At 71.7% G+C, this 1,189-nt stretch carries 2 protein-coding genes; both read left to right on the top strand.

Annotated elements, in window-relative coordinates; all coding sequences use genetic code 11:
- Positions 1-20 precede the first annotated feature (20 nt).
- Positions 21-770, top strand: a complete 750-nt coding sequence (locus tag FUT87_RS13115) for a pseudouridine synthase (RefSeq protein ID WP_147241300.1) — start codon at positions 21-23, stop codon at positions 768-770.
- A gap of 237 nt (positions 771-1,007) precedes the next feature.
- Positions 1,008-1,189, top strand: a 182-nt coding sequence (locus FUT87_RS13110; RefSeq protein WP_147241299.1) for a hypothetical protein, incomplete at its 3' end; no start/stop codon positions are given.

Here is a 1,189-nt window from a genome sequence, read left to right as displayed (position 1 = left end):
AGGCCGCCAAGCCGGTCGCCATCGCGCAGATCCTCTTCAGCCAGGGCTTCGGCACCCGCCGGCATTGCGCGGCGCTGGTCGAGCACGGCCTGGTGTCGGTCGCCGGCGAGGTCATCGAGGACCCGCGGCAGGCCTTCGACACCGCCGGCCTGGTCTTCGAGGTCGAAGGCCAGGCCTGGCCGTATCACGAGAAGGCGCTGATCCTGCTGCACAAGCCGGCGGGCTACGAATGCTCGCGCAAGCCCAGCCACCATCCGAGCGTGTTCTCGCTGCTGCCTGAGCCGCTGCGCAACCGCGACATCCAGCCGGTGGGCCGGCTCGACGAGGACACCACCGGCCTGCTGCTGCTGACCGACGACGGCCCGCTGCAGCACAAGCTCACCAGCCCCAAGTACCACGTGCCCAAGCTCTACCAGGCAAGCTGCAAGGCCGAGCTGGACGAGGGCCAATTGCGCCGCCTCGTCGAAGGCGTGCTGCTGGAGGAGCGCAATCCCAAACTGGCCGAGGAGCCGGTGCGCGCCGTGTCCGCCGAGCGCCTGCCCGACGGCCGCCTGCAGATGGCGCTCACCGAGGGCCGCTACCACCAGGCCAAGCGCATGGTCGCCGCGGTCGGCAACCGGGTGCTGGCGCTGCACCGCCAGCGCATCGGCGCGCTGGACCTGCCGGCCGAGCTGCCGTCCGGCGGCTGGATCTGGCTCGACGAGCACCAACGCGAACTGGCGATGACAGATCCGGCGTCGGGATCAGGATCGGGACCGGCTTCGGCCTAGACCTCGATCCGGATGGGCGCCAGACGCCCACCGGCACCGCGCCTGCGCACGGGGACCGGACGGTCCCCGGGAAGTCCCCGAGCCTCGCCGCCCACGACCTTCGGTAGAAACGCCCCACTTGGACGCCGCCCGCGAAGCGCGCCACCGATCTGGAGGGCGGTCGGCCGGAATCCTCGACGGCCGGGTCGTATGGGAGTGCCTGAAATCAAACATCACGGGGATCCTGGCGGCGCCAGCGTGGCCATGCAGGTGCGGGCGGAACGCCTGACCAGCCTGCAGGCGCGCGTGGCGATGCCGGCCTGCGTCGGCGGGCTGTTCAGCCTGCTGCCGGTGGCGCTGCTGTGGTCGCACCTGCCGGCCGTGGACCTGCTCGGCTGGCTGGCGGCGCGCTGGGGCATCTCGGTCTGGCGCGCGCTGGA

The sequence above is a fragment of the Mitsuaria sp. TWR114 genome (assembly GCF_007997345.1).
Note: the sequence above shows the minus strand (reverse complement) of the source record. Positions and strands in the feature narration are given on the sequence as shown.